The 25,148-nt window shown below is 62.3% G+C and carries 19 protein-coding genes; 17 read left to right on the top strand and 2 right to left on the bottom strand.

Going from position 1 to position 25,148, the window contains the following annotated elements; genetic code table 11:
• The first annotated feature begins 35 nt into the window (after nt 1-35).
• The gene (gene yegD, locus HF675_RS06565; RefSeq protein ID WP_105232120.1) at nt 36-1,388 is read left to right on the top strand and encodes a molecular chaperone; all 1,353 of its coding nucleotides are present in this window, start codon (nt 36-38) and stop codon (nt 1,386-1,388) included.
• A 64-nt stretch (nt 1,389-1,452) separates the two neighbouring features.
• Complete coding sequence (locus HF675_RS06560) at nt 1,453-2,013, top strand: GNAT family N-acetyltransferase (RefSeq protein ID WP_187044288.1); 561 nt, start codon at nt 1,453-1,455, stop codon at nt 2,011-2,013.
• Nucleotides 2,014-2,023: 10 nt separating this feature from the next.
• Here the strand turns inward: HF675_RS06560 and HF675_RS06555 are convergent, their stop codons facing one another.
• The gene (locus tag HF675_RS06555) at nt 2,024-2,980 is read right to left on the bottom strand and encodes an aldo/keto reductase (RefSeq protein ID WP_187044287.1); all 957 of its coding nucleotides are present in this window, start codon (nt 2,978-2,980) and stop codon (nt 2,024-2,026) included.
• A 224-nt stretch (nt 2,981-3,204) separates the two neighbouring features.
• Between HF675_RS06555 and HF675_RS06550 the strand changes: the two genes are divergently transcribed.
• The 15 genes from HF675_RS06550 (at nt 3,205) to gutQ (ending at nt 24,620) form a co-directional block, all read left to right on the top strand.
• Complete coding sequence (locus HF675_RS06550; RefSeq protein ID WP_105232123.1) at nt 3,205-4,446, top strand: MdtA/MuxA family multidrug efflux RND transporter periplasmic adaptor subunit; 1,242 nt, start codon at nt 3,205-3,207, stop codon at nt 4,444-4,446.
• The gene (locus tag HF675_RS06545) at nt 4,446-7,565 is read left to right on the top strand and encodes an MdtB/MuxB family multidrug efflux RND transporter permease subunit (protein ID WP_187044286.1); all 3,120 of its coding nucleotides are present in this window, start codon (nt 4,446-4,448) and stop codon (nt 7,563-7,565) included. Before HF675_RS06550 ends, HF675_RS06545 begins: the two co-directional genes overlap by 1 nt.
• Nucleotides 7,562-10,642, top strand: coding sequence for a multidrug efflux RND transporter permease subunit MdtC (mdtC, locus tag HF675_RS06540; RefSeq protein ID WP_187044285.1), 3,081 nt, complete (start codon nt 7,562-7,564; stop codon nt 10,640-10,642). The genes HF675_RS06545 and mdtC overlap by 4 nt, the downstream gene beginning before the upstream one ends.
• A gap of 54 nt (nt 10,643-10,696) precedes the next feature.
• A complete protein-coding gene (baeS, locus tag HF675_RS06535) occupies nt 10,697-12,088 on the top strand; it encodes a two-component system sensor histidine kinase BaeS (RefSeq protein ID WP_105232126.1) in 1,392 nt (463 codons plus the stop codon).
• Nucleotides 12,088-12,807, top strand: coding sequence for a two-component system response regulator BaeR (gene baeR / locus HF675_RS06530; RefSeq protein ID WP_187044284.1), 720 nt, complete (start codon nt 12,088-12,090; stop codon nt 12,805-12,807). Before baeS ends, baeR begins: the two co-directional genes overlap by 1 nt.
• 168 nt (nt 12,808-12,975) lie before the next feature.
• Complete coding sequence (locus HF675_RS06525; RefSeq protein WP_105232128.1) at nt 12,976-13,320, top strand: YegP family protein; 345 nt, start codon at nt 12,976-12,978, stop codon at nt 13,318-13,320.
• A 169-nt stretch (nt 13,321-13,489) separates the two neighbouring features.
• The gene (gene yegQ / locus HF675_RS06520; protein ID WP_111736644.1) at nt 13,490-14,845 is read left to right on the top strand and encodes a tRNA 5-hydroxyuridine modification protein YegQ; all 1,356 of its coding nucleotides are present in this window, start codon (nt 13,490-13,492) and stop codon (nt 14,843-14,845) included.
• Between the two features lie 522 nt (nt 14,846-15,367).
• Complete coding sequence (gene yegS, locus HF675_RS06515; protein ID WP_105232130.1) at nt 15,368-16,267, top strand: lipid kinase YegS; 900 nt, start codon at nt 15,368-15,370, stop codon at nt 16,265-16,267.
• A gap of 180 nt (nt 16,268-16,447) precedes the next feature.
• Nucleotides 16,448-17,662 (top strand): D-mannonate dehydratase ManD, encoded by a 1,215-nt coding sequence (gene manD / locus HF675_RS06510; protein WP_105232131.1) that lies wholly within the window; start codon nt 16,448-16,450, stop codon nt 17,660-17,662.
• A gap of 14 nt (nt 17,663-17,676) precedes the next feature.
• Nucleotides 17,677-18,693, top strand: a complete 1,017-nt coding sequence (locus tag HF675_RS06505; RefSeq protein ID WP_105233473.1) for a Zn-dependent oxidoreductase — start codon at nt 17,677-17,679, stop codon at nt 18,691-18,693.
• 68 nt (nt 18,694-18,761) lie between these two features.
• Complete coding sequence (locus HF675_RS06500) at nt 18,762-20,051, top strand: MFS transporter (RefSeq protein ID WP_105232132.1); 1,290 nt, start codon at nt 18,762-18,764, stop codon at nt 20,049-20,051.
• Between the two features lie 69 nt (nt 20,052-20,120).
• On the top strand, nt 20,121-21,464 hold the full coding sequence (locus HF675_RS06495; protein ID WP_187044283.1) for an MFS transporter: 1,344 nt from the start codon (nt 20,121-20,123) through the stop codon (nt 21,462-21,464).
• 96 nt (nt 21,465-21,560) lie between these two features.
• Nucleotides 21,561-22,247 carry a GntR family transcriptional regulator gene (locus HF675_RS06490; RefSeq protein WP_105232134.1) on the top strand — a complete coding sequence of 229 codons (687 nt, stop codon included), beginning with the start codon at nt 21,561-21,563 and terminating at the stop codon, nt 22,245-22,247.
• A 190-nt stretch (nt 22,248-22,437) separates the two neighbouring features.
• Complete coding sequence (gene fbaB / locus HF675_RS06485) at nt 22,438-23,487, top strand: class I fructose-bisphosphate aldolase (RefSeq protein ID WP_105232135.1); 1,050 nt, start codon at nt 22,438-22,440, stop codon at nt 23,485-23,487.
• 161 nt (nt 23,488-23,648) lie between these two features.
• Nucleotides 23,649-24,620: an arabinose-5-phosphate isomerase GutQ gene (gene gutQ, locus HF675_RS06480; RefSeq protein WP_105232136.1), complete on the top strand. Its 972-nt coding sequence runs from the start codon at nt 23,649-23,651 to the stop codon at nt 24,618-24,620.
• A gap of 38 nt (nt 24,621-24,658) precedes the next feature.
• On the opposite strand, the gene HF675_RS06475 is transcribed toward gutQ, so the two are convergent.
• Nucleotides 24,659-25,117: an inhibitor of vertebrate lysozyme family protein gene (locus tag HF675_RS06475; protein WP_111736642.1), complete on the bottom strand. Its 459-nt coding sequence runs from the start codon at nt 25,115-25,117 to the stop codon at nt 24,659-24,661.
• Nucleotides 25,118-25,148: the final 31 nt, after the last annotated feature.

Raw genomic sequence — 25,148 nt, 5'->3', positions numbered from 1 at the left:
AAAGTCGCCCCCCTTCATTGGCATGGGGATAGAAAATGTTTATAGGATTCGACTACGGAACGGCCAACTGTTCCGTTGCGGTGATGCGGGAAAACGGCCCGGAGCTGCTGGCGTTGGAAAACAATGAACCGTATCTGCCGTCGATGCTGTGCGCGCCGAGCCGCGAAGCGGTCAGCGAATGTCTGCACCGCCACTGGCAGGTGCCGACCGGCAGCGAGGAAAACCAGCAGCTGCTGCGGCGCGCCGTCAGCTACAACCGCGAAGAGGATATTCCGGTCAACGCCGACAGCCTGCACTTTGGTCTGCAGGCGCTGGCGCACTATGTTGAAGACCCGGAAGAGGTGTACTTCGTCCGCTCGCCGAAATCATTCCTCGGCGCCAACGGGCTGAAGGCGCAGCAAATCGCGCTGTTTGAAGACCTGGTCTGCGCGATGATGTTCCATATCAAGCGCCAGGCGGAAGGCGTGCTGCAGCAGCAGATCGAGCAGACGGTGATCGGCCGGCCGATCAACTTCCAGGGCACCGGCGGCGAAGAGGCCAACAGCCAGGCGCAGGGCATTCTGCTGCGCGCCGCCCAGCGCGCCGGATTTAAGCAGATCGAATTCCAGTTTGAGCCGGTGGCCGCCGGGCTGGATTTCGAAGCCACGCTGCAGGAAGAGAAAACCGTGCTGGTGGTCGATATCGGCGGCGGCACCACCGACTGCTCGGTGCTGTTGATGGGGCCGCAGTGGCGCGACAGCGCCGATCGCCAGCAGAGCCTGATCGGCCACAGCGGCTGCCGCGTCGGCGGTAACGACCTCGATATCATGCTGGCATTCAAGCAACTGATGCCGCTGTTCGGCATGGGCGGTGAAACCGCAAAAGGCATCGCCCTGCCGGCGCTGCCGTACTGGAACGCGGTCGCCACCAACGACGTGCCGGCGCAGAATGAGTTTTACAGCAGCGCCAATGCCAGACTGCTGAACGATCTGATCCGCGACGCGGCGGAGCCGGAAAAAGTGCGTCGGCTGCTGCAGGTGTATCGGCAACGTCTGAGCTACCGGCTGGTGCGCGCGGCGGAAGAGAGTAAAATCGCCCTCTCCGGCGAGGAAACCACCCGCGTACCGCTGGCGTTTGTCCAGCCGGAACTGGCAGAACTCATCAGTCAGGGACAGCTGGCGGATGCCATTTCCCAGCCGCTGCAGCGCATCCAGGAGCAGGTCACCGCCGCGCTGGCCACCAGCCAGACGCAGCCGGACGTGATCTACCTGACCGGCGGCAGCGCCCGTTCGCCGCTGCTGCGCGCGGCGCTGCAACAGCAGCTGCCCGGCATTCCGATCGTCGGCGGCAATGACTTCGGCTCGGTCACCGCCGGGCTGGCGCGCTGGGCGCAGACGCTGTTCCGTTAACCCCGCCACGGGGCATCGGGCGCGACGTCAAGGTCGCGCCCCGTTACAGAACGAGGTGAAAACCATGCCTATCGCCACGCTGAATACCGAACGTTTACGCCTGCGCGCCTGGCAAGACAGCGATCTGGCCGCTTTCGCCGCGCTGAACGCCGATCCGCAGGTGATGCGTTACTTCCCCGCCCCGCTGTCCGCCGCCGCCAGCGAAACGCAGGCCGCCGCGATCCGCCAGTTTATGCAGCAGCACGGCTGGGGATTATGGGCCGTCGAACTGCCGGGCCATGTTCCCTTTATCGGTTTTGTCGGCCTGGCCCAGGTCGGCGACGATCTGCCGCTGTCGCCCTGCGTGGAGATCGGCTGGCGGCTGGCCGCCGCCCACTGGGGCCACGGCTACGCCAGCGAGGCCGCACGGGCAGCGCTGAACCATGCGTTTTCACAGCTGCAACTGCCGGAAGTGGTGTCGTTTACCGCCGTCGTCAACCATCCCTCACGCCGGGTGATGGAACGCATCGGCATGCGCTGCGCTGACGAGTATTTTGACCATCCGCGCCTGCCGCCGGGCCACCGCCTGCGCCGCCATGTGGTGTACCGGCTGAACCGGCAGCAGTGGCGGGAGCAGGCTGACTGACGCCCGCACCTTATTCCTCGCTGGCCCGATCCAGCTGGCGAATATCTTCTGCGCTCAGCGACAGTTGCGTAGCGCCGACCAGCTCATCCAACTGGGCCAGCGAGGTGGCGCTGGCAATCGGCGAGGTAATGCTCGGCCGCGCCATCAGCCAGGCCAGCGAGACCTGAGTCGGCGTCGTCGCATGCCGCTGCGCCACGCTATCCAGCGCCTCCAGAATGCGTAAACCGCGCGCGTTCAAATAGCGCGCCACGATGGTGTCGCCACGCTGACTCTTGCCGATATCATCGGCGCTGCGGTACTTGCCGGTAAGAAAACCGCTGGCCAGCGCCCAGAAGTTGATCACCCCCAGCCCGTGCCTGACGGCAACCCCTTCCAGCGCCTGTTCATAGCCTTGTCGGGCATAGAGGTTATATTCCGGCTGCAGGGTCTCATAGCGCGCCAGCCCGTGCTGCTCGCTGACCCGCAGCGCCTCTTCCAGCCGATCGGCCTGATAGTTGGACGCGCCGATCGCCCGTACCTTGCCCTCTTTGATCAACGCGTCAAAGGTCGCCAGGGTTTCCGCCAGCGGGGTGTCGCGGTCGTCGTCATGAGATTGGTATAAATCGATATAGTCCGTCTGCAGACGGCGCAGCGAATTCTCCACCGCCTGGCGGATATAGCCGGCCGACAGCTGCGGTTTGCCGGCTGCATCGTTCATTTTCCCCACTTTGGTGGCGATAATCACCCGATCGCGCTTGCCGCTCTGTTTCAGCCATTCGCCGATCACCGTTTCCGACTCGCCGCCCTGATTGCCCGGCGCCCAGTAGGAATACACATCGGCGGTATCGATAAAATTCAGTTGGTTGTCCACCAGCGCGTCCAGCAGGCTGAAAGACGTCGCCCGATCCGCCGTCCAGCCGAACACATTGCCGCCGAACGTCAGTTTCGGCACCCTGATTCCGCTACGTCCCAATTCACGCTTGCTCATCTCACCCTCTATCAGCCAAATGGTTTGAGTAATTATTATTAGCCTGAAATATAATCAAACGCCAAAAACGCGACGCTTATCGGTAAACCCTCTTTCTCTTCATGGAAAACTGACGATTCCTCCATTTTTCCTCCATTTTTATCCCGGTAACGGCCGGTAAACTAGTATCCTATAAGAAGTTGGCCTTTCGGCTTGTTGCCCGCCTTTGGAGTATTTTCATCGTCATGAATGCAAAACCTCAACGCCGCCCCTTGATCCTGCGCCTTGTCGTTCTCGCGCTGTTGGTTATCGCCGCCGTGTTGATTTGGCGACATTTTTTCGCCGCCGCACCCGTCGAACCGCTGCCGTCCGCCCGCCAGGCGGCGGGCAAACAGGCGAATAATGGCGGACGGCGCAAGATGCCGATGTCGCCGGTACAGGCGGCAACCGCCATGCAGCAGACCGTGCCGCGTTATCTGTCCGGGCTGGGCACCGCCAGCGCGGCGAATACCGTCACCGTCACCAGCCGGGTCGACGGGCAGCTGATGGCCATTCACTTTACCGAAGGGCAACAGGTCAAGGCCGGCGATCTGCTGGCGGAGATTGACCCGCGTCCGTTCCAGGTGCAGCTGACGCAGGCCGAAGGCCAGCTGGCGAAAGACCAGGCGACGCTGGCCAACGCCAGACAGGATTTGGCGCGCTATCAGCAACTGGTGAAAACCAATCTGATCTCTCGCCAGGATCTGGATGCGCAGCGGGCGCTGGTGCGCCAGACCGAAGGAGCGATCAAGGCCGATCAGGGCGCGGTGGACAGCGCCAAACTGCAAATCACCTACAGCCGCATCACCGCGCCGATTGACGGCCGCGTCGGGCTGAAGCAGGTCGACGTCGGCAACTACATCACCAGCGGCAGCAGCACGCCGCTGGTGGTGATCACCCAAACCCGGCCGATCGACGTGGTGTTTACCCTGCCGGAAGGCAATATCGCCGATCTGCTTAAGGCGCAGAAGGCCGGTGCGGTGGCGGTCGAAGCCTGGGACCGCACCAATTCGCAGCGGCTGGCGACCGGCAGCCTGCTGAGCCTGGATAACCAGATAGATACCGCCACCGGCACCATCAAGCTCAAAGCGCGCTTTAGCAATCAGGATGATGAGCTGTTCCCCAACCAGTTCGTCAACGCGCGCCTGAAAGTGGATACCCTGCACAACGCGGTGGTGATCCCGACGGCGGCGCTGCAGATGGACAACGAGGGCAACTTCGTCTGGACGCTGGGGGATGACAATACCGTCAGTAAACACCGCGTCACCACCGGCGTGCAGGACAGCCAACAGGTGGTGATCAGCGCCGGCCTGAGCGCCGGTGACCGGGTGGTTACCGACGGCATCGACCGTCTGACCGACGGCATTCAGGTCGAGGTGCTGACGCCGCAGGAAACGCCGGCAGCCGCCACGCCGCGCCGCCAGCCGCAAGTGCAGGGGAAATCCTGATGCAGCCGACGCCGCATAAGGCTAACGGCGGGCCGTCCCGCCTGTTTATCCTGCGTCCGGTCGCCACCACGCTGCTGATGGTGGCCATCCTGCTAGCGGGCATTATCGGCTACCGCGCGCTGCCGGTGTCCGCCCTGCCGGAAGTGGATTACCCCACCATTCAGGTAGTGACGCTGTACCCCGGCGCCAGCCCTGACGTGGTGACCTCGGCGATCACCGCGCCGCTGGAACGGCAGTTCGGCCAGATGTCCGGGCTGAAACAGATGTCGTCGCAAAGCTCCGGCGGCGCGTCGGTGGTGACGCTGCAGTTCCAGCTCGAACTGCCGCTGGACGTCGCCGAGCAGGAAGTTCAGGCGGCCATCAACTCGGCCACCAATCTACTGCCGAATGACCTGCCCTACCCGCCGATTTACAGCAAGGTCAACCCGGCCGACCCGCCGATTATGACGCTGGCGGTCACCTCCAGCGCCATGCCGATGACGCAGGTGGAAGATATGGTGGAAACCCGCGTCGCACAGAAAATCTCGCAGGTCACCGGCGTCGGGCTGGTGACGCTGTCCGGCGGGCAGCGCCCGGCGGTGCGCGTCAGGCTGAACGCCGCAGCGGTGGCGGCCTACGGGCTGGACAGCGAAACGGTGCGCAGCGCCATCAGCAACGCCAACGTCAACTCCGCCAAGGGCAGCCTGGACGGCCCCACCCGCTCGGTAACGCTGTCGGCCAACGACCAGATGAAGTCCGCCGACGATTACCGCCAGCTGATTGTCGCCTACAAAGACGGCGCGGCGATCCGTCTGCGGGATATCGCCACCGTCGAACAGGGCGCCGAGAACACCAAACTGGCGGCCTGGGCCAATAAAGATCAGGCGATCGTGCTGAATATTCAGCGCCAGCCGGGGGTTAACGTCATCACCACCGCCGACAGCATCCGCGAGATGCTGCCGACGCTGGTGAAAAGCCTGCCGAAATCGGTGGATGTGAAAGTGCTGACCGACCGCACCACCACCATCCGCGCCTCGGTCAGCGACGTGCAGTCCGAGCTGTTGCTGGCGATCGCCCTGGTGGTGATGGTGATTTACGTCTTCCTGCGCAACGTGCCGGCCACCATTATTCCCAGCGTGGCGGTGCCGCTGTCGCTGGTCGGCACCTTCGCCGCCATGTATTTCCTCGGCTTTTCCGTCAACAACCTGACGCTGATGGCGCTGACCATCGCCACCGGTTTCGTGGTCGATGACGCTATCGTGGTGATAGAGAATATCTCGCGCTATATCGAAAAGGGCGAAAAGCCGCTGGACGCCGCGCTGAAAGGCGCCGGTGAGATCGGCTTTACCATTATCTCCCTCACCTTCTCGCTGGTGGCGGTGCTGATTCCGCTGCTGTTTATGGGCGATATCGTCGGTCGCCTGTTCCGCGAGTTCGCCGTCACGCTGGCGGTGGCGATTCTGATCTCCGCCGTGGTGTCGCTGACGCTGACGCCGATGATGTGCGCGCGCATGCTGAGCCACGAATCGCTGCGTAAACAGAACCGCTTTTCCGCCGCCAGCGAACGCTTTTTCGAGCGGGTGATCGCCCGCTACGGCGTGTGGCTGAAAAGCGTGCTTAATCACCCGTGGCTGACGCTGGGCGTGGCGTTCGCCACGCTGGCGCTGACGGTGCTGCTGTACCTGCTGATCCCGAAAGGCTTCTTCCCGGTACAGGACAACGGCATTATTCAAGGCACGCTGGAAGCGCCGCAGAGCGTCTCCTTCAGCAATATGGCCGAGCGTCAGCAGCAGGTCGCCGCGCAAATCCTGAAAGATCCGGCGGTCGAAAGCCTGACTTCCTTCGTCGGCATCGACGGCAGCAACGCCACGCTCAACAGCGGCCGGCTGCAGATCAACCTGAAGCCGCTCAGCGAACGCAGTGAACGTATTCCGGCGATCATCAGCCGTCTGCAGCAGCAAACGGCCAACATTCCCGGGGTGAAGCTCTATCTGCAGCCGGTGCAGGATCTGACCATCGATACCCAGGTGAGCCGCACCCAGTATCAGGTCACGCTGCAGGCGATGTCGCTGGATGAGCTGAGCCTGTGGGTACCACAGCTGATGAATGAACTGAAGCAGGCGCCGCAGCTGGCCGACGTCACCAGCGACTGGCTCGACCGCGGACTGGTGGCCTACGTCAACGTCGACCGCGACTCGGCCACGCGCCTCGGCGTCAGCATGAGCGATGTCGATAACGCGCTGTATAACGCCTTCGGCCAGCGGCTGATCTCCACCATCTATACCCAGGCCAACCAGTACCGCGTGGTGCTGGAGCATGACGTCAGCCAGACCCCCGGCCTGGCGGCGCTGGATGATATCCGCCTCGCGGGCAGCGACGGCGCCATGGTGCCGCTACGCAGCATTGCCAAGGTTGAAGAACGCTTCGGCCCGCTGTCGATCAACCATCTCGATCAGTTCCCGTCGGCGACGGTGTCGTTCAACGTTAACGACGGTTACTCGCTCGGCGAGGCGGTGGGCGCCATTACCCAGGCGGAGGAACGCCTCAATCTACCGAAGGATATCAGCACCCGCTTCCAGGGCGCGACGCTGGCGTTCCAGGCGGCGCTCGGCAGCACGCTGTGGCTGATTCTGGCGGCGGTCGTGGCGATGTATATCGTGCTCGGCGTGCTGTATGAAAGCTTTATCCACCCGGTGACCATTCTGTCGACGCTGCCGACAGCCGGCGTCGGCGCGCTGCTGGCGCTGATGATGGCGGGCAACGATCTGGACGTGATCGCCATCATCGGCATCATCTTGCTGATCGGCATCGTGAAGAAAAACGCCATCATGATGATCGACTTTGCGCTGGCGGCGGAGCGCGAACAGGGCATGACGCCGTACGACGCCATTTATCAGGCCTGTCTGCTGCGCTTTCGGCCGATCCTGATGACCACGCTGGCGGCGCTGCTCGGCGCGCTGCCGCTGATGCTCAGCACCGGCGTCGGCGCGGAGCTGCGCCAGCCGCTGGGGGTCTGTATGGTGGGCGGCCTGATCATGAGCCAGTTCCTGACGCTGTTCACCACGCCGGTGATTTATCTGCTGTTTGACAAACTGGCGCGCAACACCCGCCGCCGGCCGGACGCGCAGGAGCTGCCGTGAGATTCTTTGCGCTATTTATCCACCGCCCGGTAGCCACCACGCTGCTGACGCTGGCGATCGCCATTGCCGGCGTGATGGGCTTTCGCCTGCTGCCGGTCTCACCGCTGCCGCAGGTGGATTTCCCGGTGATCGTGGTCAGCGCCTCGCTGCCCGGCGCCTCGCCGGAAACCATGGCCTCGTCGGTGGCGACGCCGCTGGAGCGCGCGCTGGGACGCATCGCCGGGATCAATGAAATGACCTCGATGAGCTCACTCGGCAGCAGCCGCGTGATTTTGCAGTTCGATCTGGATCGCGATATCAACGGCGCGGCGCGCGACGTGCAGGCGGCGATTAACGCGGCGCAGAGCCTGCTGCCCAGCGGCATGCCGAGCCGCCCCAGCTACCGCAAGGTCAACCCGTCCGACGCGCCGATCATGATCCTGACGCTGACCTCCGACACTTACAGTCAGGGGCAGCTGTATGATTTCGCCTCCACCCAGCTGGCGCAGCGCATCGCCCAGACCGAAGGGGTCGGCGACGTGTCGGTGGGCGGCAGCTCGCTGCCGGCGGTGCGGGTGGAGCTCAACCCCGGCGCGCTGTTTAATCAGGGCGTATCGCTCGACAGCGTGCGCCAGGCCATCAGCAGCGCCAACGTGCGCAAACCGCAGGGCGCGCTGGAAAATCCGCAGCAGCGCTGGCAGCTGCAGACCAACGACGAGCTGAAAACCGCCGCCGACTATCAGCCGCTGATCATTCATTACAACAACGGTTCGGCGGTGCGCCTCGGCGACGTAGCCGAGGTGAAAGACTCGGTGCAGAACGTGCGCAACGCCGGCATGACCAACGCCAAACCGGCGATCATTATGACCGTCAGCCGCGCGCCGGACGCCAATATTATCGCCACTATCGACCGCATCCGCGCCGAGCTGCCGGACCTGCAGGAGAATATCCCGGCGTCTATCCAGCTGAATATCGCGCAGGATCGCTCGCCGACCATCCGCGCCTCGCTGGCGGAGGTGGAGCAGTCGCTGGCGATCGCCATCGCGCTGGTGATTCTGGTGGTGTTTATTTTCCTGCGTTCCGGCCGCGCCACGCTGATCCCGGCGGTGGCGGTGCCGGTGTCGCTGATCGGCACCTTCGCCGCCATGTACCTGTGCGGCTTCAGCCTGAACAACCTGTCGCTGATGGCACTGACCATCGCCACCGGCTTTGTGGTGGATGACGCCATCGTGGTGCTGGAGAATATCTCGCGCCACGTTGAAGCCGGCGTCAAGCCGATCAACGCCGCGCTGCAGGGGGTGCGCGAGGTCGGCTTTACCGTGCTGTCGATGAGCGTCTCGCTGGTGGCGGTGTTTATTCCGCTGCTGCTGATGGAGGGGCTGCCCGGCCGGCTGTTCCGCGAGTTCGCCGTCACGCTGTCGGTCTCCATCGGCCTGTCGCTGATTATCTCGCTGACGCTGACGCCGATGATGTGCGCCTATCTGCTGCGCCATCAGCCGGCGCGCGCCCAGCGCCGCACCCGCGGTTTCGGCCGGCTGCTTAACGCGCTGCAGCAGGGCTACGGCCGATCGCTCAACTGGGTGCTGGGCCATGCCCGCTGGGTGCTGGCGCTGTTTCTCGCCACCATCGCCCTCAACGTCTGGCTGTACGTCAGCATCCCGAAGACCTTCTTCCCGGAGCAGGACACCGGCCGGCTGATGGGCTTTATTCAGGCGGACCAGAGCATCTCCTTCCAGGCAATGCGCAGTAAGCTGGAAGACTTTATGAAAATCGTGCGGGAAGACCCGGACGTGGATAACGTCACCGGCTTTACCGGCGGGTCGCGCACCAACTCCGGTTCGATGTTTATCTCGCTGAAACCGCTGTCCGAACGCAGCAGCAGCGCCCAGCAGGTGATCGCCCGCCTGCGCGGCAAACTGGCGAAAGAGCCGGGCGCCAACCTGTTCCTTATGGCGGTGCAGGATATCCGCGCCGGCGGCCGTCAGGCCAACGCCAGCTACCAGTACACGCTGCTGGCGGACGACCTCGGCGCGCTACGCGAATGGGAGCCGAAGATCCGCGATGCGCTGGCGAAACTGCCGGCGCTGACGGACGTTAACTCCGATCAGCAGGACAAAGGCTCCGAACTGGATCTGGTCTACGACCGCGAAACCATGGCGCGCCTCGGCATTTCCGTCAGCGACGCCAATAACCTGCTGAATAACGCCTTCGGCCAGCGCCAGATCTCAACCATCTATCAGCCGCTCAATCAGTACAAGGTAGTGATGGAAGTGGCGCCGCCATATACCCAGGACGTCAGCGCGCTGGAAAAGATGTTCGTCATCAATAACGAAGGGAAAGCCATTCCGCTCTCCTACTTCGCCAGCTGGCGGCCGGCCAACGCGCCGCTGTCGGTGAACCATCAGGGGCTGACGGCGGCGTCGACCATTTCGTTCAACCTGCCGGACGGCGGCAGCCTGTCCGACGCTACCGCAGCCATCGAGCGCACCATGACCGCGCTCAGCGTGCCGCCGACGGTGCGCGGCGCCTTTGCCGGCACCGCGCAGGTGTATCAGGATACGCTGCGCTCGCAGCTGTTCCTGATTCTGGCGGCGATCGCCACGGTGTATATCGTGCTCGGCGTGCTGTATGAAAGCTATATTCACCCGCTGACCATTCTCTCCACCCTGCCCTCCGCCGGGGTCGGCGCGCTGCTGGCGCTGGAGTTGTTCGGCGCGGCCTTTAGCCTGATTGCGCTGATCGGTATCATGCTGCTGATCGGCATCGTGAAAAAGAACGCCATCATGATGGTCGACTTTGCGCTCGACGCGCAGCGCCGCGGCGGCATCAGCGCGCGCGAGGCGATTTTCCAAGCCAGCCTGCTGCGCTTCCGGCCGATTATGATGACCACGCTGGCGGCGCTGTTCGGCGCGCTGCCGCTGGTGCTGACCAGCGGCGACGGCGCGGAGCTGCGTCAGCCGCTGGGGGTCACCATCGCCGGCGGGCTGCTGATGAGCCAGCTGCTGACGCTGTACACCACGCCGGTGGTGTACCTCTATTTCGACCGATTGCAGACGCGCCTGCGGCGCGGTAAAAAGCTGCAGCCGCTGCCGGAGTAGCGCGACGCGGCTGCAACCCAGAGCAACGCGCCAGACAAGCGCAACGAGGACTGAATGAAAATAGGCATTACCGGCAAGCTGTTTCTGGCCATCTTCGCCACCTGTATGCTGGTGCTGATCACCATGCACTGGGGCGTGCGCCTCAGCTTTGAACGCGGTTTTATCGACTACATCAAGCACAGCAACGAGCAGCGTATCGCCATGCTGAGCGATGCGCTGGAAGATCAGTACAGCCGCCACGGCAACTGGGCGTTTCTGCGCAACAACGATCGGGTGGTGTATCAGATTATGCGTTCATTTGAGCAGAGCAGCGACAGCAGCCATAACCTGCCGCCGAAGGGCTGGCGTACGCAGTTCTGGGTGGTCGACAGCCGGTTCCGGCGTCTGGTGGGCCACTCCGGCCCGTTCCCCAAAGAGGGCACCCGGCAGCCGATCCGCTATAACAACCAGATCGTCGGCTGGGTGATCGCCACGCCGCCGGAGCGGCTGACGCGCAACGCCGATATCAACTTCGACCGCCAGCAAAAACGCACCAGCTGGCTGATTGCCGCACTGTCGGCGCTGCTGGCCGCCGCCGCCACCCTGCTGATGTCGCGCGGCCTGCTGGCGCCGGTCAAACGTCTGGTGGCCGGCACCCACCGGCTGGCGGCCGGCGACTTCAGCGCCCGCGTCGCGGTCAGCAGCCAGGATGAGCTGGGACGGCTGGCGCAGGACTTTAACCAGCTCGCCACCTCACTGGAAAAAAATGAACGCATGCGCCGGGCGTTTATGGCCGACGTCTCCCATGAGCTGCGCACCCCGCTGGCGGTGCTGCGCGGCGAACTGGAGGCGCTGCAGGACGGCGTGCGCCAGCCGACGCCGGATTCGCTCGGCTCACTGCAGGCGGAAGTCGCCACGCTGACCAAGCTGGTGGATGATTTGCACCAGCTGTCGCTGTCCGACCTCGGCGCGCTGGCCTATCGCAAATCGCAGGTAGACTGCGTCCATCTGCTGCAGGTGTCGGTCGCCGCCTTCCGCGAGCGCTTCCACGCCAAGGGGCTGAACATCGTCACCCGCCTGCCGGAGCGCGCGCCGCTGTTCGGCGACCCGGATCGTCTCCACCAGCTGTTTAACAATCTGCTGGAAAACAGCCTGCGCTATACCGACGCCGGCGGCACGCTGGAGATCGGCGCCGAGGTGAAGCCCGGCAGCCTGCTGCTGTACTGGCAGGACAGCGCTCCCGGCGTGCATGACGACCAGTTGCCGCGCATCCTTGAGCGTTTCTACCGCACCGAAGGCTCGCGCAACCGCGCCAGCGGCGGCTCCGGGCTTGGGCTGTCAATCTGCCAGAATATCGCCGAAGCCCACGGCGGGCGTATTTACGCGCAGCACTCACCTTTGGGCGGGGTGCGCATTGCGCTAGAATTCCCCTATCCCAGCTCCCCAGTAAAGAACAAGGCATCCTGATGGAAACGCTCAACCAACCGTTACAGATCATGATCGTGGAAGATGAACCCAAACTGGGCCAGCTGCTGGTGGATTATCTGCAGGCCGCCGGTTACGCCACCCGCTGGCTGACCAACGGCAGCGACGTGGTGCCGGCGGTGCAGCAACAGCCGCCGGCGCTGATCCTGCTGGATTTGATGCTGCCGGGCAGCGACGGTCTGGCGGTCTGCCGCGAACTGCGCCGCTTCAGCGATATTCCCATCATGATGGTGACGGCGAAAATCGAAGAGATTGACCGTCTGCTGGGGCTGGAAATCGGTGCGGACGACTATATCTGCAAGCCGTACAGCCCGCGGGAAGTGGTGGCGCGGGTAAAAACCATTCTGCGGCGCTGTTACCGCCCCGGCGATGCGCAGGGGCAGGAAGATGCGCTGCTGCATATCGACGAACCGCGCTTTCAGGCCAGCTATCAGGGCCAGATACTGGATCTGACCCCGGCGGAGTTCCGCCTGCTGAAAACCCTGGCCAGCCAGCCGGGCAATGTGTTCTCACGCGAGCAGTTGCTGAACAACCTCTACGATGATTACCGGGTGGTGACCGACCGCACCATCGACAGCCACATAAAAAACCTGCGCCGCAAGCTGGAACTGCTCGACGGCGACAAGGCGTTCATCCGCTCCGTCTACGGCGTCGGCTACCGCTGGGAAGCCGAACCCTGCCGGCTGGTCAACGGTCTCTGATCCCCGCTGCGGCGGGCTTTTGTCGCCGCACTGCGCCTTTTACGCGATTTCAACGCTCCGAAATTCAAGGCATTGGCTACACTTAGTAGCAGCATATTTCAGCGGCGCGCCTGCGGCCGCTGAAAGACGGCGGCTCATCGTATGTCTGAACCTACAGGAGAAGGACCCATGGCAAACGGCCACTATGAACTAAAAAAATCCGGCAGCAACGGACAGTTTCACTTCACGTTAAAAGCCAGCAACGGCGAGATCATTCTTTCCAGCGAAATGTATACCAGCAAGGCGTCGGCGGAAAACGGCATCGCCTCGGTGCAGACCAACTCCCCGCACGAAGCGCAGTATGAAAGCAAAGTCAGCAGCAGCGGCAAGCCCTACTTTGTGCTGAAGGCCAAAAACCACCAGGTAATCGGCACCAGCCAGATGTACAGCTCAGACAGCGCCGCGAAAAACGGCATCCAGTCGGTGATCAAAAACGGCCCGACCACCGATGTGCGCGACCTCAGCGCCGGCTAATTTCCCCCGCGCAGCGTCCGCGCTGCGCGTCTCACTATGATATAAATCAATTCCCACTAAGAAACTCCGGTTACTTGCTGATTTCCGCGCGCGCTGCCGCTACAATTCCTCGCTTTCGCCGCGCCATCAGGTGGCGCGACGCTGACTTGAAATCAGACTGAGAATCACTATGTTTACACCGGAACTCCTCTCCCCGGCCGGCACGCTGAAGAACATGCGTTACGCCTTCGCCTACGGCGCCGATGCGGTTTACGCCGGCCAGCCACGCTACAGCCTGCGGGTACGCAACAACGAATTCAATCACGAGAACCTGGCGCAGGGCATCAACGAAGCCCACGCGCTGGGCAAAAAATTCTATGTGGTGGTCAATATCGCGCCGCACAACGCCAAGCTGAAGACCTTTCTGCGCGATCTGAAGCCGGTGGTGGATATGGGGCCGGACGCGCTGATCATGTCCGATCCCGGCCTGATTATGCTGGTGCGCGAAGCCTTCCCGCAGATGGCGATCCACCTGTCGGTGCAGGCCAATGCGGTGAACTGGGCCACGGTGAAGTTCTGGCATCAGATGGGGCTGACGCGCGTCATTTTGTCCCGTGAGCTGTCGCTGGAGGAGATCGCCGAGATCCGCAGCCAGGTGCCGGAGATGGAGCTGGAAGTCTTCGTACACGGCGCTCTGTGCATGGCCTACTCCGGCCGCTGCCTGCTGTCCGGCTATATCAACAAACGCGATCCGAATCAGGGCACCTGCACCAACGCCTGCCGCTGGCAGTACAAGGCCGAGGAAGGCAAAGAAGACGACGCCGGCAACATCGTGCACCTGCATGAACCGATCGCGGTGCAAACCGTTGAGCCGACGCTCGGCATCGGCGCGCCGACCGATAAGGTCTTTATGCTGTCCGAAGCGCAGAAGCCGGGCGAATATATGAGCGCGTTCGAAGACGAACACGGCACCTACATCATGAACTCCAAGGATCTGCGCGCCATTCAGCACGTGGAGCGCCTGACGCAGCTTGGCGTGCATTCACTGAAAATCGAAGGCCGCACCAAGTCCTTCTACTACTGCGCCCGCACCGCGCAGGTCTACCGCCGCGCCATCGATGATGCCGCCGCCGGCAAACCGTTCGACGCCAGCCTGCTCACCACGCTGGAAGGCCTGGCGCACCGCGGCTATACCGAAGGTTTCCTGCGCCGCCACACCCACGACGCGCATCAGAACTACGACTACGGCTCCTCCGTTTCCGAGCGGCAGCAGTTCGTCGGCGAGTTCACCGGCGTACGCCGTGACGGCTGGGCCGAGGTGGATGTAAAAAACAAATTCTCCTGCGGCGACAGCGTGGAGCTGATGACGCCGGGCGGCAACATCCAGTTTACGCTGGACAGCATGCGCAATAAAAAAGATGAGGCGATAACGGTGGCGCCGGGCAACGGCCATCTGGTGTATTTGCCGATCCCGCAGGACGTCGACCTCAGCTACGCCCTGCTGATTCGTAATTTACCGCAGGCCAACGGCGCGGCGGAAAAATAACACGCGCCGCACACGAGATTTGAATGGCAATCCCCCCTCAATTTACGAGAAAAGTCCTAAATATGAGGGGAGTTCACAGAAATAAAACACAGAGAAGTGCAAATATTAGAATTGGATCACACCAATCTGCGGGAAAAGTCGTTACTATCAAACCGCTAAAATAAAGAACGAGAATATTTGCATAGCAATACTAGGAACCACCTCCTTGGCCAGCCCAATCTCCCTTGGGCTGGCTTTTTCTTTTTCACTCCCCGACACCGGTTAATACCGTTCCCCATTCATTCACCTTATATATTTACAGGAAATCCCTCGTCCAATATAAATATATATAACAGCGATTTTAATTAATATATTCCCAACACTTTTCACTACAACAAAAAAACAATATTCCAGCCGTGCACGATAAATCCGGAAAATGCGTTTCACTATGCGATATCCTTAACTGAATATTCTTATGGCTTCCGAATTGACAGTGGTCTATCGTTGATAACCAACGGATTTTAGCAAGGCAGGACAACAGACATGGGTCAACACGCGCCAACATTACTTATCATTAACGGTAAAGGCGCCGGCGATGAGCTGGTGCGCGCTGCGGTGCAAAAGCTGCGGGCGGCCGGCGACATTCTGCACGTGCGCGTTACCTGGGAGGGCGGCGATGCCGCCCGCTACGTAGAAGAAGCGCGGCAGCTCGGCGTCGGCACGCTGATCGCCGGCGGCGGCGACGGCACCATCAACGAAGTGGCCGCCGCGCTGGCGCTGATACCGGCCGGGCAGCGCCCGGTGCTGGGCATCCTGCCGCTCGGCACCGCCAACGACTTTGCCACCGCCTGTAATATTCCGCTGGTGCCGGAACAGGCGCTGAACCTGGCGATTAAAGGCCGTGCGGTGCCGATCGACCTGGCCTGCGTCAACGGTGAACGCTACTTTATCAATATGGCCACCGGCGGCTTCGGCACGCGTATCACCACCGAAACGCCGGAAAAGCTCAAGGCGGCGCTGGGCGGCGTCTCCTACTTTATTCACGGCCTGCTGCGCATGGAGAGCCTGAAGGCCGACCGCTGTGAAATCCGCGGGCCGGATTTCGCCTGGCGCGGCGAAGCGCTGGTGATCGGCATCGGTAACGGCAAGCAGGCCGGCGGCGGCCAGCAACTGTGCCCGGATGCGCTGATCAACGACGGCCTGCTGCAGCTGCGGTTGCTGATCGCCGGCGAACTTCTGCCGGCCCTGGTCGCCAGCCTGTTTAATGAAGACGACAACAAGAACATCGTCAGCGCCGCGCTGCCCTGGCTGGAGATCGACGCGCCGCACGAGATGACGTTTAACCTCGACGGCGAACCGCTGAAGGGCAAACATTTCCGCATTGAGGTGCTGCCGAACGCCATTTTGTGCCGCCTACCGCCTAACTGTCAGCTGCTCGGTTAACTCCCCCGCCTCACCGCCTGAAGGGCGATTTACGTCGCCCTCTTTCCGTTTTCCCCGTCCGTCTTAACACGGGCGAAATGTGATCGCCGCCCGCAAAATGCGCAAATCATACTTGTATGGTAGTTAGGTCATGGCATATGTTCGCCCATCATACAGCCTGAACAACGGAAAGCGCACGCGATGAAAATTATCAATGCTGAAGTGTTTGTCACCTGCCCCGGCAGGAATTTCGTCACCCTGAAAATCACCACCGACGAAGGGATTACCGGGCTGGGCGACGCCACGCTCAACGGCCGCGAACTGTCAGTCGCCTCCTACCTGCGCGACCACCTGTGCCCGCAGCTGATCGGCCGCGATGCGCACCGGATCGAAGATATCTGGCAGTTCTTTTACAAGGGCGCCTACTGGCGCCGCGGCCCGGTGACCATGTCCGCCATTTCCGCTATCGATATGGCGCTGTGGGATATCAAGGCCAAGGCGGCCAATATGCCGCTGTACCAGCTGCTTGGCGGCGCATCGCGCAGCGGCGTGATGGTCTATTGCCACACCACCGGCCACAGCATCGACGAGGTACTGGACGATTACGCCCGCCACCAGGAAATGGGCTTTAAGGCGATCCGCGTGCAGTGCGGCGTACCGGGGATGAAAACCACCTACGGCATGGCGAAAGGCAAAGGCCAGGCCTATGAGCCGGCGACCAAAGGCCACTGGCCGGAAGAGCAGCTGTGGTCGACGGAGAAATACCTCGACTTCACCCCGAAGCTGTTTGAGGCGGTGCGCGACAGGTTCGGTTTCGACCAGCATCTGCTGCACGATATGCACCACCGGCTGACGCCTATCGAGGCCGCCCGCTTCGGTAAAAGCGTCGAACCTTACCGCCTGTTCTGGATGGAAGACCCGACGCCGGCGGAAAACCAGGCCTGTTTCCGCCTGATCCGCCAGCACACCGTCACGCCGATCGCCGTCGGCGAAGTGTTCAACAGCATCTGGGACTGCAAGCAACTGATCGAAGAACAGCTGATCGACTATATCCGCACCACGCTCACCCACGCCGGCGGCATCACCGGTATGCGGCGCATCGCCGATTTCGCCTCGCTGTATCAGGTGCGCACCGGCTCGCACGGCCCTTCCGATCTGTCGCCGGTCTGCATGGCGGCAGCGCTGCACTTCGACCTGTGGGTGCCGAACTTCGGCGTGCAGGAGTATATGGGCTATTCGGAACAGATGCTGGAGGTGTTCCCCCACAGCTGGACCTTCGATAACGGCTATATGCATCCGGGCGACAAGCCGGGCATCGGCATCGAGTTCGACGAAAAGCTGGCGGCCAAATACCCCTACGACCCGGCCTATCTGCCGGTCGCGCGCCTGGAAGACGGCACCCTGTGGAACTGGTAACGGAGAATATCAGCATGAAAAGCGTAGTGATTGAACAGCCGGGCCAGCTGACGATAGCCCAACGCCCGCTGCCAGAACCCGCCGCCGACGAAGTGCGGGTCAAGGTCAAACTCGCCGGCATCTGCGGTTCCGACGTGCATATCTACCACGGCCATAACCCGTTCGCCCGCTATCCGCGGGTGATCGGCCACGAGTTCTGCGGCGTGATTGACGCCGTCGGCGCACACGTCGACGCCGCCCGGCTCGGCGAGCGCGTGGCCGTCGACCCGGTGGTCAGCTGCGGCCACTGCTACCCTTGCTCGGTCGGCCGGCCGAACGTCTGCCACCAGCTGCAGGTGATCGGTGTCCACCGCGACGGCGGCTTCAGCGATTTTAGCTGCGTGCCGGCCGCCAACGCCTACCGCATCCCCGATGCGCTCAGCGATCGGCAGGCGGCAATGGTGGAGCCGTTCACCATCGCCGCCAATATCACCGCCCACCTGCAGCCGACCGCACGCGACGTGGCGCTGATCTACGGCGCGGGGCCGATGGGGCTGACGGCGATCCAGGTGCTGAAAGGCGTGTACGGCGTACGTCAGGTGATCGTCGCCGACCGTATCGCCGCGCGGCTGGAAATGGCGTTCGCCAACGGCGCCGATGAGGTGGTCAATAACCAGCAGACGTCGCTGCCGGAAGCGCTGGCGCAGCGCGATATCCGCCCGACGCTGATTATCGACGCCGCCTGCCACCCCGATATTCTGCCGCAGGCCATTCAGCTGGCATCGCCGGCGGCGCGCATCGGCATCATGGGCTTTTCCGCCGAGCCGTGTGTGATCAACCAACAGAGCATCACCAGTAAAGAGCTGTCGATTTTCTCCTCACGCCTCAACAGCGCCCGCTTCCCGCAGGTGATTGACTGGATGGCCGAGGGACTGATCGCACCGGAACGGCTGATTACCCACAGCGTGGCGGCGGACGACGTTGAAGCGGCGCTGCATCTGTTTGAACACGATCGCCAGACCTGCTGCAAGGTACTGCTGCAGTTCGGCTGATAATGCCTGACACACCGAAATGGACAACAACGCACACGATTAAAACGACACCAAGTGGAGTGTTTGCCATGGTTAAGAACTTACGCTGGACCCTCGTATTCCTGCTGTTCCTGGTCTACATGATCAACTATCTCGATCGGGTGGCGCTGTCGATCACCGTGCCGATGATCGAACAGGATCTGCTGCTCAACGCCGAACAGTTCGGCATCATCTTCGGCAGCTTCTTCTTCGGCTACGCGATCTTCAACTTTATCGGCGGCCTGGCGGTGGACCGGTTCGGTCCGACGCTGGTGATGGGGCTGGCGGTGGGGCTGTGGTCGATCTTCTGCGGCATGACCGCGCTCGCCAGCGGCTTTTACTCCATGCTGATCCTGCGCGTACTGTTCGGCATGGCGGAAGGCCCGATCTGCGCCTCCGCCAACAAAATGATCAACGGCTGGTTCCCGAAGAAACAGGCGGCCACCGCCATGGGGCTGCTCAGCGCCGGCTCGCCGCTTGGCGGCGCGGTGGCGGGGCCGATCGTCGGCTATCTGGCGCTGGCGTTCGGCTGGCGACCGGCCTTTATGATTATCTGTTCGGTCGGCATCGTCTGGATGCTGGTCTGGTTCTTTATCGCGGCGGACAACCCGGAGAAAAGCAAGCGCGTCAGCGAGGAAGAGCGGGCGCTGGTCAATGCGCAGAAGGCCGAAGGCCACCACCCGGAAGAGGCGCTCAGCGGCAGCGCGCACGGGCTGGGCTACTACCTGAAACAGCCGATCATTCTGGCGACCGCCTTCGCCTTCTTCTGTTACAACTACATCCTGTTCTTCTTCCTCAGCTGGTTCCCCGCCTATCTGGTACAGGCGCACAACCTGAACATCAAAGAGATGAGCCTGACGACGGTGATCCCGTGGATCGTCGGTTTTGTCGGCCTGGCGCTCGGCGGCTATATTTCCGATAAGATCTTCAACATCACCGGCAAACTGCTGCTATCGCGCAAGATTGTGTTGGTGGTCAGCCTGCTGGCCGCCGCCGCGTGCGTAGCGCTGGCGGGCACCGTCAGCAGCGTGATGCCGGCGGTGCTGCTGATGTCGGTATCCATCTTCTTCCTGTATATCACCGGCGCGATCTACTGGGCGATTATTCAGGACGTGGTGCATAAATCCCGCGTCGGCGGCGCCAGCGGCTTTATTCACCTGGTCGGCAGCGTATCCGGTATTGTCGGCCCGGTGGTTACCGGCTACATCGTGCAGCATACCGGCAAGTTCGACAGCGCCTTTATCCTGGCCGGCGGCATCGCCGCGCTCGGCGCGCTGCTGGTACTGCTGGTTGTGCGTGCGCCGCGTCCGCTGGCGCAGCCGCAAACCTTAAAACCCTAAACAGAACGGCGCGGGCGGCAACGCCCGCAACGCCGTCAGCCCACTGACCCTACCCTCCCGGAGCACCTGATGACCACCACCACGCACGACGCCGACGCCGACGCCGGCGACCATCAGCCGCTGTTAAAGCGCGTCGCCAGCGCCTCCGCCATCGGCATCGGCACGGCGGCGGAATACTACGACTTTTTCGCCTACGGCACCGCGGCGGTGCTGTTTTTCGGCCAGCTGTTCTTCCCCAGCGCCGATCCGCTGGTCGGCACGCTGGCAGCCTTCGCCACCTACGCGGTCGGCTTTCTGGCGCGCCCGCTGGGCGGCATTGTCTTCGGCCATATCGGCGATAAGGTCGGCCGCAAAAAGGCGCTGGTGATCACCATTCTGATCGTCGGCCTCGGCACCTTCTGCATCGGCCTGCTGCCCACCTACGACAAGATCGGCATCTGGGCGCCGATCGCCCTGATCCTGATCCGCGTGCTGCAGGGCTTCGGCGTCGGCGGCGAACAGGCCGGCGCAGTGCTGATGACCGCCGAATACGCGCCTCCCCGGCGGCGCGGTTTCTACGCCAGCTGGGTGCAGATCGGCGCGCCGGCCGGCTTTTTACTGCCCTCCGCCCTGTTCGCCCTGCTGACCGCCCTGCTGTCGCCGGCGCAGATGCTCGAGTGGGGCTGGCGCATTCCGTTCCTGCTCAGCCTGCTGCTGGTGATCGTCGGGCTGTTTATCCGCCTGAAGATCGACGAGTCGCCGGTGTTTGCCCAGATCCGCGCCACCAAGGCGGTGGAAAGCCGACCGGTGGTGGAAGTGGCACGCACCTATCCGGGCCTGATCGGCAAAGGCGTGTGCGCCAAACTGATCGAAGCCTGCGCGTTCGCCATGTTCACGGTGATCGTGCTGGCCTACGGCAAAGCCAACCAACTGAGCGAAAGTATTCTGCTGGAGACGATGATCGTGGCGGTGGTGCTGGAGATTTTCGCCATCCCGCTGATGGGGCACCTTTCCGACCGGCTGGGGCGCAAACCGGTCTACATCGCCGGCGCGCTGCTGCAGGTGGTCTGCATCGTGCCGTTCTTTATGCTGCTGAACGCTGATAACTTCTGGCTGACCCAGCTGGCGATGATCGTGGTGCTGACCCTCGGCCACAGCATGTGTTACGCCCCGCAGGCATCGTACTTCCCGGAGCTGTTTCCGACCCGCGTGCGCTGCAGCGGCATCGCGCTGATCTGGCAGATCGGCTCGCTGGTCGGCAGCGGTATTCTCGGCCTGCTGGCGGTGAAAATTCTGCAGATGACCGGCGGCCACTATTACGGCTTGGCGGGCTATATGATCGTGCTGGGGGTGATTTCCGCCGTCGGCCTGTGGCTGATGCCGGAAACCGCCCCGCAGCGGCGACAGCAGGAGTATCAGGACTGGCACCACTGATGACCGCTCTTGGCGAGGGGATTTATCCCCCCGCCATTGAACAATAATCTGCTAGTATGGTGGCATTTGAATCATTGCCAGATAACCAATCGCGCCATGTCTGAAAATTACAGCCTTACCAACACCTTGCCGGTGAATCAGCAAATCTACCGCTTTTTACGGCAGGATATCGTCGACTGCACCATTGCGCCGGGGACGCTGCTGTCGGAAAAGGAGATTTCCAGCCGTTTCAGCGTGTCGCGCCAGCCGGTGCGTGAGGCCTTTATCAAACTGGCCGAGGCGGGGCTGGTGCAGATACTGCCGCAGCGCGGCACCTTCGTGATGAAAATTTCCGCCAAACGCGTCGCGGACGGCCGCTTTATCCGTCAGGCGGTGGAGTGCGCCATCGTCCGCCGGGCCGCCACCGGCATTACCCCGCCGCAGCTGGCGCTGCTGGAGCATAACCTGCAGCGTCAGGCGCTGGCGGCCAACGGCCAGCAAATACGGGAATTCCTGTTGCTGGACGATGAGTTCCACCGCCTGCTGACGCAGATCGCCAACTGTCCGCTGGCCTGGGAAACCATCGAAACCATCAAGGCCACCATGGATCGGGTACGTTTTCTCAGCCTGAGCGAAGTCTCGCCGCCGGAAACGCTGATCCAACAGCACTACCGCATTTTCGACGCGCTGAAGGCGCACGACCCGGACGCCGCCGAGCGGGCCGTTCACGACCATCTGCAGGAGATGATTTACTCCATCACGCCGATCGCCCTGCAAAACAGCAGCTGGTTCGAGGTCGAATAACTCGGGGGCGCCCGCCCCCGCCGCTTTACAAGACGTAAATGGCATTTCCCCGCAATCGCATCTATTGTTTCTCCCTGACGATGCAACTTCAGTAGTATCGTGCTTACGGCTTCAATCACCGCTTTTCGCGACGCCGGTGACCATCAGTATGACTTTCCGGCCTAGGGATTAGCTTTAACGGGAGTTCACCATGACTGATATTGCGCAGTTGTTAGGTAAGGAAGCGGAAGACCTGTTGCAACACCGCTGTACCACCATCCCCGCAGAGAATCTGTACCTGCCCGGCGACGATTTTGTCGATCGGGTGATGATCGATAATAACCGCCCCAACAGCGTGCTGCGCTCGATGCAGACCCTGTTCAACCACGGCCGGTTGGCCGGCACCGGCTATCTGTCCATTCTGCCGGTGGACCAGGGCATTGAGCACTCGGCCGGTGCCTCGTTCGCCGCCAACCCGCTCTATTTTGACCCGAAAAACATCGTCGAACTGGCGATCGAAGCCGGCTGCAACTGCGTCGCCTCCACCTACGGCGTGCTGGCGGCGGTATCACGTCGCTATGCGCACAAGATCCCGTTCCTGGTCAAACTAAACCACAACGAAACCCTCAGCTACCCGACCCAGTACGACCAGACCCTGTACGCCAGCGTTGAGCAGGCGTTCGATATGGGCGCGGTGGCGGTCGGCGCCACCATCTATTTCGGTTCCGAGCAGTCGCGCCGCCAGATTGAAGAGATTTCCGCCGCCTTCGAGCGCGCGCACGAACTGGGCATGGTGACCGTGCTGTGGGCCTATCTGCGTAACCCGGCATTCAAGAAAGACGGCGTCGACTACCACTCCAGCGCCGATCTCACCGGCCAGGCCAACCATATCGCCGCCACCATCGGCGCCGATATCGTCAAACAGAAAATGGCGGAAAACAACGGCGGCTACCGCGCCGTGAACTTCGGCTACACCGACGACCGGGTATACGACAAACTGACCAGCGATCACCCGATCGATCTGGTGCGCTATCAGCTGGCCAACTGCTATATGGGACGCGCCGGCCTGATTAACTCCGGCGGCGCCGCCGGGGAAAACGATCTGCAGGAGTCGGTGCGCACCGCGGTGATCAACAAACGCGCCGGCGGCATGGGGCTGATTCTGGGGCGTAAGGCCTTCAAAAAATCGATGAAGGACGGCGTGGCGCTGATTAACGCCGTGCAGGATACCTATCTCGACAGCAGCGTCACCATCGCCTGACGCCGCCGCAGAAGCCGGGCTTTTCGCCCGGCTTCTCGTCCGCACGCCTTCCCGGCTGATTCCTCAAACTGTGATCCGTTTAAAAAAAACCGGCGTGTCGCGTGTTTCATCCGGCAAATAACACTATATTTCCGCCTTGATTCATTCCGCAGGAGAGACTGATGGATAACGCGAGCACCCTGCTCACCTTCGCCCGCGAAACGCTGGAGATTGAACTGGCCGAAGCGCAGCGCCTGCTGGCGCGGCTGGACGACAACTTTGTCCGCGCCTGCGAGCTGCTGCTGAACTGCCGCGGCAAGGCGGTGATTTCCGGCATCGGCAAATCCGGCCATATCGGCAAGAAAATCGCCGCCTCGCTGGCCAGCACCGGGACGCCCGCCTTCTTCCTGCATCCGGCGGAAGCGCTGCACGGCGATCTCGGCATGATCGGCCCGGACGACGTGATGATCTTTATTTCATACTCCGGCCGCGCCAAAGAGCTGGATCTGATCCTGCCGCTGCTGGCCGAGAGCCGGATCCCGGTGATCGCCATTACCGGCGGCACCGCCTCACCGCTGGCGCAGGGCGCCGCCTGCGTGCTGGATATCAGCGTCGAGCGCGAAGCCTGCCCGATGGGGCTGGCGCCGACCTCCAGCGCGGTCAACACTCTGATGATCGGCGATGCGCTGGCGATGGCGCTGATGCGTCAGCGCGGCTTCAACGCCGAAGACTTCGCCCGTTCACACCCGGGCGGCAGCCTCGGCGCGCGTCTGCTTAACCGCGTGCATCACCTGATGCGCACCGGCGATCGTCTGCCGAAGGTGCAGGAAAGCGCCGACGTGATGGCGGCGATGCTGGAGCTGAGCCGCACCGGCCTGGGACTGGTGGCGGTGTGCGACGAGCAGCAAAAAGTGGTGGGCGTCTTCACCGACGGCGATCTGCGCCGCTGGCTGGTGCAGGGCCACAAGCTGGAGGATCCGCTCAGCCCGGCGATTACCCGCCCCGGCTATCGCCTGCCGGAACAGTGGCGCGCGGGAGAAGCGCTGGAGGCGCTGCACGAGCAGCATATCAGCGCCGCGCCGGTGGTCAACGTTGAGGGGGAACTGGTCGGCGCGCTGAACCTGCACGACCTGCATCAGGCCGGCATCGGCTGACCATCAGGGACGGGCGCGCCCGTCCCTGCAAACTCGGTTTACTTCCAGTCCGGGCTGTTTTCAAACTGCTGACGCAGCAGCGCCCGCATATTGCTGTCCGGCTTGCCGAGCCACTGATATTTGGCGTACTTTTTGGGGTGCGCCACCGCTTCCGGCCGGTCTTCCACCTCAACCCGCACGCCCCAGGCCTGCGACTTGTCCGCCTTGAAGGCGACGATCAAAAAGTTGTTGCCGCAATCGTGAGGTTTGCAGATATTGCCAACCTGATACTGCTGCCCCTGCCAGCCGATCGTCTCCGCCGGCGTCGAAGTGCCGCTGCCCTTACGCGCCCAGCCCGGCAGCCGGGCCTGACCTTTCATCATCTGCTGCCAGCTGCTCTGATAACCCGGCTGCTGAACCAGATCCGCCGTGGTCACCACCTGCTGGGCAAAGCTGCCGGCGCTGACGGCCAGCAACGCGCCCAGCAGCATATAACGACGTTTATGCATTCCTGTCATGGTGATTCTCCCTCCGAAAATAGACAAAGAC

Origin of the sequence: Serratia sp. JUb9 (assembly GCF_014298095.1) — a bacterium.
Classification (GTDB): domain Bacteria; phylum Pseudomonadota; class Gammaproteobacteria; order Enterobacterales; family Enterobacteriaceae; genus Serratia_B; species Serratia_B rhizosphaerae.
The sequence above is the reverse complement of the archived record's forward strand: the minus strand, read 5'-3'. Positions and strand labels throughout refer to the sequence as shown.

Coding starts and splice junctions, on each gene's coding strand:
- yegD (WP_105232120.1), top strand. CDS start 36: ATGTTTATAGGATTCGACTACGGAACGGCCAACTGTTCCGTTGCGGTG.
- HF675_RS06560 (WP_187044288.1), top strand. CDS start 1,453: ATGCCTATCGCCACGCTGAATACCGAACGTTTACGCCTGCGCGCCTGG.
- gutQ (WP_105232136.1), top strand. CDS start 23,649: ATGGATAACGCGAGCACCCTGCTCACCTTCGCCCGCGAAACGCTGGAG.
- manD (WP_105232131.1), top strand. CDS start 16,448: ATGAAAATTATCAATGCTGAAGTGTTTGTCACCTGCCCCGGCAGGAAT.
- yegS (WP_105232130.1), top strand. CDS start 15,368: ATGGGTCAACACGCGCCAACATTACTTATCATTAACGGTAAAGGCGCC.
- HF675_RS06490 (WP_105232134.1), top strand. CDS start 21,561: ATGTCTGAAAATTACAGCCTTACCAACACCTTGCCGGTGAATCAGCAA.
- HF675_RS06525 (WP_105232128.1), top strand. CDS start 12,976: ATGGCAAACGGCCACTATGAACTAAAAAAATCCGGCAGCAACGGACAG.
- HF675_RS06550 (WP_105232123.1), top strand. CDS start 3,205: ATGAATGCAAAACCTCAACGCCGCCCCTTGATCCTGCGCCTTGTCGTT.
- HF675_RS06475 (WP_111736642.1), bottom strand. CDS start 25,117: ATGACAGGAATGCATAAACGTCGTTATATGCTGCTGGGCGCGTTGCTG.
- fbaB (WP_105232135.1), top strand. CDS start 22,438: ATGACTGATATTGCGCAGTTGTTAGGTAAGGAAGCGGAAGACCTGTTG.
- baeR (WP_187044284.1), top strand. CDS start 12,088: ATGGAAACGCTCAACCAACCGTTACAGATCATGATCGTGGAAGATGAA.
- yegQ (WP_111736644.1), top strand. CDS start 13,490: ATGTTTACACCGGAACTCCTCTCCCCGGCCGGCACGCTGAAGAACATG.
- HF675_RS06500 (WP_105232132.1), top strand. CDS start 18,762: ATGGTTAAGAACTTACGCTGGACCCTCGTATTCCTGCTGTTCCTGGTC.
- HF675_RS06505 (WP_105233473.1), top strand. CDS start 17,677: ATGAAAAGCGTAGTGATTGAACAGCCGGGCCAGCTGACGATAGCCCAA.
- HF675_RS06545 (WP_187044286.1), top strand. CDS start 4,446: ATGCAGCCGACGCCGCATAAGGCTAACGGCGGGCCGTCCCGCCTGTTT.
- baeS (WP_105232126.1), top strand. CDS start 10,697: ATGAAAATAGGCATTACCGGCAAGCTGTTTCTGGCCATCTTCGCCACC.
- HF675_RS06495 (WP_187044283.1), top strand. CDS start 20,121: ATGACCACCACCACGCACGACGCCGACGCCGACGCCGGCGACCATCAG.
- HF675_RS06555 (WP_187044287.1), bottom strand. CDS start 2,980: ATGAGCAAGCGTGAATTGGGACGTAGCGGAATCAGGGTGCCGAAACTG.